This is a genomic window from Williamsia limnetica (assembly GCF_003217475.1).
GTDB lineage: Bacteria > Actinomycetota > Actinomycetes > Mycobacteriales > Mycobacteriaceae > Williamsia > Williamsia limnetica.
The window spans coordinates 1-7,272 of the sequence record NZ_QJSP01000039.1; the positions used below are offsets into that span (position 1 = coordinate 1).

Below are 7,272 nucleotides of genomic sequence, written 5' to 3' on the forward strand. Positions count from 1 at the left end.
GCGGCGAGAGCAACATGGTCAGCGCCTGCGCGCTCGGCGACCACAGAAAAGATGATCCATGGAGCGAACCCGAGCAACATCATTTTGGCGTTCATCTACGTCCTCACGGCTTGACCGATTTAGGTAGATCTAACCCTGAACTGAATGGTTACGCAACGAAACTAGAAGACTAGAACATGAACGGTCGACATCTCGATCCGCGACTAAATCCGTGGGCAGTCAGCATATTTCGACTTACGGTGCATAGCTTCCTCGAGTTGCGGTGCGTGACCGGGCCGGGCGCCGACCATTGTCAGGTGGCCCACGGCTGCGAGCGTGGTGGCGACGGCGAATCGGGGCGTCGCTGTTGGGTGGGTAGCGCCCGCGCAGGATCGGCAACCCCGCCACCCCCAAGGCGACGGCAATTGCTTCGGCGGTGACGTTGCCGGTCACGACGGTCTTGTCGGGTTGAACAGGTGGTGGTGGCCACGCGGTAGAACACGGTCGTTCATTCGAGCTATCGGCGCAGCACGTGGGCCCGTCGATCGTGGACGGCGATGATCATGGTCGGGGGACGCCGGGTAGTCGATGTCTGACCTGTGCTGGTGGCTCGGCGGTGCAGTGTCAGCAGCGTTCTCGCCGCATCACGCGGTGGGTGATTCGTTGGTGGGTTAGCCAATGGACTGGTGGTAGGCGTCGACGATGTCGGTGGCGATGCGTCCGCGGTCGCCGACCTGGTATCCGTGGGCGCGTGCCCAGGCCCGGATCTCGCGTCGGCTGACCTCGCCCTGGCCGCTAGCGGCGGGCGTCGTTCGACGTGTGCCGACCGGTCCGGCGGGACTTGCTGAGCACGGTGGCCCTCGGGACGCGCCCGTTTTTGATCATGTCCAGGTGTGCGGTCGTGGTGTCGAACTCGTAATCGGTTTCTTGCCAGGACCATTCGATGCTGATCGCGTTCTGCGGATCTATGGAATGACCGTCAAGGTCATCAAAGTACTCAATAGCGATCTTGGTTGCCATAGCTGATGACATCGCCATATCGAGCAGGGATTACTAGTCGAGCGCGCCATAACGAAGACAGTCGGGGCACCCTCGCGCACCACGGCACATCCGCGAGCCCGTCGTTCGTCGCAACCTGGCACTGGCCGTGCGGCTCGACGAAGCGATTGAAGTGCGCCGGCGGGTGGCCGCCGACGGCCCTGGCCACGGCAACGAAACAGTTCATGTCCGACCCCTGAGGCCTTCCAATGGTGAGGTGACAGGGCCGTGGAACGTCTGGCGCTGGTTCGCGATGCAGCGCCGGCAAGCGGATTTGATTAATCAGATATCCGGAAAGCGGTTCGCGACCAGGCGGGTCGCCCTACCGTGAGTACGCAGCGGACGCGGAACCAGCGTCCCGATCACGCTGAGAGGGCGGACATGAAGCGATCAGCAATTACAGGACTTTGTGCGGCTGCTGCTGCCATGGTTGTCGCGTCGTTTGCCGGGGCCGGCGCTGCATCTGCTGCGACCAAGGGCACGGAGATCGGTGGCGCCAATAACGGCAATTGCACTGCCACGATCACGGAGATAAATCACACGAATTCGACGAGCTACCAGCCTGACTGGTGGTTCGAGCAGGAGAATGATGTGGCGTTGGTCAACGCCACACAGCTTCCGGCGAGCATGCCCGCACCGTGGCGTGCGGTCAACGGCATTCCGTGGCCAATCGCCAGGTGGGTCGGCGCCGAGTCTCCATACCTCACGTCGGGTCTCGCTCCGGGGATTCTGCCTTGGGGATCTGGCAATCCGTATAACGGCAGCGCACAGCCTGAAGGATTCGTCACTGAAAGGAGCATCGACCTGAAGACCGCGGTCGATGCTCCACCGGCATCAGCCGACGGAACGAAGACGATATGGTTCCGTATCCGCACGGGTCCGCAGACTGCTGACAGAGCCCCCACTCCACAGCAGCTCGTCGTCACCGGATGCGGTGAGACGCCAGGAGGTGGGTCAACCTCCGGGTCCAGTGGCGGAGGATCAAGTATCGGTCCGTTCGATTTGGGTGCACTTTTTAACTGAACCCCGCATTGGCACGCCTGGCGCAGGGCTTGATCCAAGGTTCGTTTCGTCACTGTCGACGAAGGGCGTTGTGCTACAAAGGGTTACGCCGATAATAGATATCGCGTCGGCTTAAGGCTCTGGCCTTGACTGGGACGATGTCACCGGCGAACGCAAGGCGCCGAACGCGGGAAACTCTTATTCGGCGTCGGTGCCCTGCACGAACCGGGCAGGCGCAGATCTTCAACTGCGATATCTGGGGATGTCTGGTGAAGTATCTAGGTTTCCCATACTTGCCTTGATATGTAGATTTTCCAGCGGAGGGGCGGCCGTTCGAGGGCGGTCGGAGCAACCCAAAACCGACTCGACGTGACGCACGGACCCAGGTGTCAGTCCGGCGGGCGCCAACCATGGGGCATATGGGGCAACTGCCATGGGGCAATATGGGGCGAAAATCTTGGATGGGGTGGTCCGAGGGGTCTGAACGGAGGGGTGTGTACCGGTCTGACCTGGGCAAGCCAGTTTCACTGCTGTTACTTCCATCTGAAAACCCGACGGTCGTCGCAAGAACTCGAGCCGATAATCGGTAACTATGTCGTCTCGACGTCGAGGCTGGACAATTCGATCCGGTGGAGCGACGGCTATCAACCAGTTAGCGCGGCTGGCGTGGTGGTCCACGCCAGAAACACAAGGAACTCTCGGCGACGCTGGCTGGACTCGGCAGAATGTTGGGTGGGTGTGGTCGACGGACCTTGCGTCCAGTGACTCCAACGCAGGTGGCGACGGTCGACGGCGGGTCACTGCGGCATCTGCAGGACTACGGCAGCTGGTCGGTGCTGCTGCCAGGTGCGTGCGCCAGGCCTGTCTGAAAGGCGATGACGACGAGTTGCGCACGATCGCGGGCGTTCAGCTTTGTCATCGCACGTTGTACGTGGGCGCGAACGGTGAAGGAGCTGAGAAACACTCGTTCGGCGATTTCGTTGTTGGACAGCCCGGTGGCTACCAGCGCCACCATCTCGCGCTCACGGGGTGTGAGTACCGAAAGCTGTTTGGGGTCGTGAGGCCGGGCGGCGTCCGGGGTGGCCAGGAAGTGGGCGACCAGGGAGCGGGTCGCGGCGGGGGAGAGCAGTGTGTCACCGTAGGCGATCGTTCGCACGGCATCGAGCAACTCCTCGGCGCCGATACCTTTGCCGATGAAGCCGCTCGCTCCCGCGCGTAGCGCCTGCGCGACATACTCGTCGGTCTCGTAGGTGGTGAGTATGAGGATCCGGCTGCTGCGCAGGTCGGGCTCGGCGCAGATTTCGGATGTTGCTGTGAGGCCGTCCATCTCGGGCATCCGAATGTCCATGATCACCACATCGGGGCGGAGCTCTCGGGTCAGTCTCACCGCTTCTCGTCCGTCTGATGCTTCACCGACGACCGTGATGTCGTCGGCGCTGTCGAGGAGCATCCGAAAGGCACTGCGCAGCAGGGCCTGATCATCGGCGAGTAATACCCGGAGCGTCACGATGTCCTATCGTTGGTAGACGGGAAAGGCAGCGTCGCAGTGACGACGAAACCGCCGTCAGCGCCTCGGCTCGCCGAGAGGTGGCCCCCGACTGCGGTGGCCCGCTCCCGCATCCCGATCAGACCATAACCGGGCAGACGATCAGGCCCGTCAGATGCGGCTGACGCGGTAGGGGCGTCCCCGCTGTCGACGATGGTGATGGTCACGTGGTCGCGGCTCCAGAGCAGCCCCACCTCGGCGGTATCGGTGTCAGAGTGTTTGGTCACGTTGGTCAGAGCCTCTTGGATGATCCGATAGGCGGTGAGGTCCACTCCGGGTGGCAATGGCCTGTGCGGGCCCTCATGGCGCACCGAAATCTTCAGACCCACACGGTCGAAGGACTCGAGGAGCACGTGGAGTCGGGACAAGCCCGGTGCCGGTTCGGTCGGCGCGGCCGCATCTCCGGACTGACGAAGCAGACCCACTGTGGCGCGGAGGCCGTCAAGCGCGTCGCGGGTGGTCTCGACGAGTTCGTTGAGACTCGTTCGGGTCTGCTCGGGGCGGGAGTCGAAGAGGTGGACTGCGACTGCGGCCTGCGCGTTGGCCAGGGTGAGCTGATGGGCCACGACGTCGTGCAGTTCGCGGGCAATACGCACGCGTTCCTCGGCAACCCGCCGATGTGCTTCGCTGTCCCGACTTTCTTCGGCATGCCGTGCCCGCTCCTCGATTGCCAGGAGGTAGGCCCGCCGGTTCTGGGTCGAATAGCCAAGGACGCCTGCCATCATCACGAACGCCGCAACCACTGCCAGCCTGCTCGTGTCTTGCCACGAGAGTGCGCCGAAGAGCAGGGTGGGCGCAATGAGCAGGACCGAGGAGGCAAGTAGCATCGCGGCGGCGACACGACGTTCGAACCGGACAGCGACCGAGTAGGCAGCGATCACCGCGGGCGCCACGATCAGCGGTGTCAGCAGTAGATCCAACGGTGCGACCAACATGCCGGCCGCCGTCGTGACAGCGATCGCCGCGATCGGCGCCCGGTGCCGCATTGTCAGTGCGGCAGATGACACAAGTGCGATGACGTAGGTGGTCGCTGGCGGCGCAGACAGCGTGTCGTCGACACGGATTGTCCCGCCCAGCAGTGTCAATGCGAACGCGGAGGCGACGATCGCGCCCTCCCACCACCACCTGCGTGGGGACGGGAGAGCGCTATCGATCGTGGTCATGACGACTCAGTTCCGGGCCGCGTCCGAGGCGTACACGGAGACCGGAGCCCGCGTGTTCAGTGCCTCACCCTCGATATCCACATTCGGCAGCACACGCCCGAGCGTACGGGGCATCCACCAGGCTCGGTCTCCGAGAAGCGCGAGGACCGCGGGAACGATTGCCATCCGGACCACGAAGGCGTCGAAGAGGACTGCGGCGGCCAACCCGACGCCCATCGTTTGGATGGTCGGGCTGGCGAGCCCGATGAATCCCGCGAATACGCTGGTCATGATGATCGCCGCGGCGGCCACCACCCGTCCGCTGTGCCGGAACCCGGCAACGATCGCCTCCTGGGGCGACGTGCCATGAACGTAGGCCTCCCGCATGCGGGAGACGAGGAAGACCTCGTAATCCATCGCGAGACCGAACACGATCCCGATGATGAGGATCGGCATCAATGACATCACCGGTCCTGTCTCCTCGATTCCGATCAGGTCTGCGCCCCACCCCCACTGGAAGACGGCGACGACGACACCGAACGCCGCACCCACCGACAGCAGGAACCCGATCGCAGCCTTGATGGGAACCAAGATGGACCGGAAGACCACCATCAACAGCAGGATCGCCAAACCGATGACCACGGCCAGGTACGGGATGAGGGCATCGGACATGGCTTCGGAGATGTCGATGTTCAGCGCAGTCGTCCCGGTCACCAAAACAACGGAACCCGTGGCAGTTTCGAGGCCCGAGACTTTGCCCCGAATCGACTGCACCAGGTCCTTGGTTTCGCTACTGGTCGGCGCAGTCTGTGGGATCGCGGTGAGAACCGCGGTGTCATTGTTGTCGCTGATGACCGGATTGCCAACGGACGCGATGCCATCCACTGCGCGGAGTGTCTCGACGACCTGAGCGGTGGTGGCCTGGGAGTCCTCGGACTTCGACATGTCCACAACCACCGTCAGCGGACCGTTGAAACCGGGCCCGAACCCGTCGGACAACAGGTCGTAAGCACGTCGCTCGGTGGTCTGGGCCGACTTGGACTCATCGCCGGGCAAGCCCAATTCCAGGCTCAGTACCGGCAAAGCCACCACACCCAGGCCGATCCCGGCGACCAGCAGCACCGGCACCGGCCGCCGCAGTACGAACCGTGCCCAGCGGGTGCCGAGGCCCTGTTTGCCCACGGCGGTGGGCAACGGATGCGGTGAGCGCACCTGCGGCTCGGCAGGTTTTCGCAGAGCGCGAGGCAGAACCCGCCTGCCGAAGGTACCGAACAGAGCCGGGACGAGAGTCAGCGCGACAAGAACGGCGAGCGCAACGGCGCCTGCGCCGCCCATCCCGATCTTGGTGAGCTCAGGAACTCCGACGACCCCCAGCCCCAGCAAAGCGATGATGACGGTGGCACCGGCGAAGACGACAGCGGATCCGGCCGTCCCGACCGCACGACCGGCGGCCTCCTCCGGACCACTGCCCCGAGCTCGTTCGTCGCGATACCGGGAGATGATGAACAGCGCGTAGTCGATGCCAACCGCGAGCCCCAGCATCAGCGCCAAGATCCCCACGGTCGAGGTGAGGCCGAGGGGAACAGCGAGCGCCGAGACCGCGAAGAAGGCGATCGCAACCCCCAAGAAGGCTGTCAGCAACGCGAGACCGGCCGCGACGAGGGATCCGAGGGCGATGATCAGTACCACCGCCGCGACCGCGATGCCTATGATCTCTGTCGTACCGCCCGGCGACACCTCCGATTCCAGTGCAGAGCCGCCGATTTCAACGGTCAGCCCCGCATCCCGCGCCTGATCAGCCGCGTACTCCAGGGCGCTCTTGGCCGGAGCAGTCAGGTCGACGGCGCCGACGTTGTAGGTGACCGTGGAGTAGGCGATGGTGTCGTCATCACTGACGGCATCCGTCTCGAAAGGATCTGTGACCGAGGCAACTTGATCGCCGCCTTCCAACACGCCAAGCGTCTCTTCGACAGCCGCACGGTTTTCGGTGGCCGTCATTTTCCGCCCATGTGAAGCCTGAAACACCAGATGGGCCTCGGCGCCCTGCGAGTCGCCATCGGGGAAACGTTCATCCAGCAGATCAAAGGCCTTCTGCGATTCAATGCCGGGCATGGAGAGTTCTGCTTCCTCTCCGGCCGGTGCCAGGGCGACCGCAGCCCCGGCGAGCACAAGGACACCGACCCACAAGGAAATCACGACACGCCGCCGCCGAAAGGCCCATCGCCCCATCCGATAGAGAAGTGTTGCCACCGTTGATCACTCCAGACGCTGCTAGACAAGTACGCGGGACTGCGCAGCTACAACATCCCTTGTCAGCACCCCGCCTGACATCGTCCCCGGACACGATCTTCTTCTGGTGCATTCGAGTCGGCATTGGTTGGGAGCTGGTGCATATGCACTAGCGGCTGTTGCCGGCTGGAGCGGTGTCCGGCGGGGCATCCACCTATCGGTTGTGGTTCGGCCTCACTTGAGGAGTGCGCGGGACATCACGACGCGCTGGATCTGGTTGGTGCCCTCGTAGATCTGGGTGATCTTGGCATCACGCATCATCCGCTCCACCGGGAA

At 63.5% G+C, this 7,272-nt stretch carries 7 protein-coding genes; 1 reads left to right on the forward strand and 6 read right to left on the reverse strand.

Annotated elements, in window-relative coordinates; all coding sequences use genetic code 11:
• Positions 1-650 precede the first annotated feature (650 nt).
• Both DFR67_RS31665 and DFR67_RS29960 read right to left on the reverse strand, forming a co-directional pair.
• Positions 651-746: an Lsr2 family DNA-binding protein gene (locus tag DFR67_RS31665; RefSeq protein WP_425451366.1), complete on the reverse strand. Its 96-nt coding sequence runs from the start codon at positions 744-746 to the stop codon at positions 651-653.
• Between the two features lie 28 nt (positions 747-774).
• Positions 775-999: an Lsr2 dimerization domain-containing protein gene (locus DFR67_RS29960; RefSeq protein WP_158540081.1), complete on the reverse strand. Its 225-nt coding sequence runs from the start codon at positions 997-999 to the stop codon at positions 775-777.
• A 399-nt stretch (positions 1,000-1,398) separates the two neighbouring features.
• Here DFR67_RS29960 and DFR67_RS29965 point away from each other — a divergent pair, with 399 nt between their 5' ends.
• The gene (locus tag DFR67_RS29965) at positions 1,399-2,040 is read left to right on the forward strand and encodes a hypothetical protein (RefSeq protein ID WP_110473101.1); all 642 of its coding nucleotides are present in this window, start codon (positions 1,399-1,401) and stop codon (positions 2,038-2,040) included.
• A 796-nt stretch (positions 2,041-2,836) separates the two neighbouring features.
• Here DFR67_RS29965 and DFR67_RS29970 read toward each other — a convergent pair.
• From DFR67_RS29970 to DFR67_RS31450, 4 genes are all read right to left on the reverse strand, one after another.
• Complete coding sequence (locus tag DFR67_RS29970) at positions 2,837-3,526, reverse strand: response regulator transcription factor (protein ID WP_110473102.1); 690 nt, start codon at positions 3,524-3,526, stop codon at positions 2,837-2,839.
• Positions 3,523-4,728, reverse strand: a complete 1,206-nt coding sequence (locus tag DFR67_RS29975; RefSeq protein ID WP_110473103.1) for a sensor histidine kinase — start codon at positions 4,726-4,728, stop codon at positions 3,523-3,525. Before DFR67_RS29975 ends, DFR67_RS29970 begins: the two co-directional genes overlap by 4 nt.
• Positions 4,729-4,734: 6 nt before the next feature.
• Entirely contained in the window at positions 4,735-6,903 is a 2,169-nt protein-coding gene (locus DFR67_RS29980) for an MMPL family transporter (RefSeq protein ID WP_245938250.1), read from the reverse strand.
• A gap of 267 nt (positions 6,904-7,170) precedes the next feature.
• Positions 7,171-7,272, reverse strand: a 102-nt coding sequence (locus tag DFR67_RS31450; RefSeq protein WP_146240584.1) for an acyl-CoA dehydrogenase family protein, incomplete at its 5' end; no start/stop codon positions are given.

Excerpts from the sequence above, each read along its gene's own strand:
- DFR67_RS29960 (WP_158540081.1), bottom strand. The coding sequence starts at position 999 with ATGGCAACCAAGATCGCTATTGAGTACTTTGATGACCTTGACGGTCAT.
- DFR67_RS29965 (WP_110473101.1), top strand. The coding sequence starts at position 1,399 with ATGAAGCGATCAGCAATTACAGGACTTTGTGCGGCTGCTGCTGCCATG.
- DFR67_RS29975 (WP_110473103.1), bottom strand. The coding sequence starts at position 4,728 with ATGACCACGATCGATAGCGCTCTCCCGTCCCCACGCAGGTGGTGGTGG.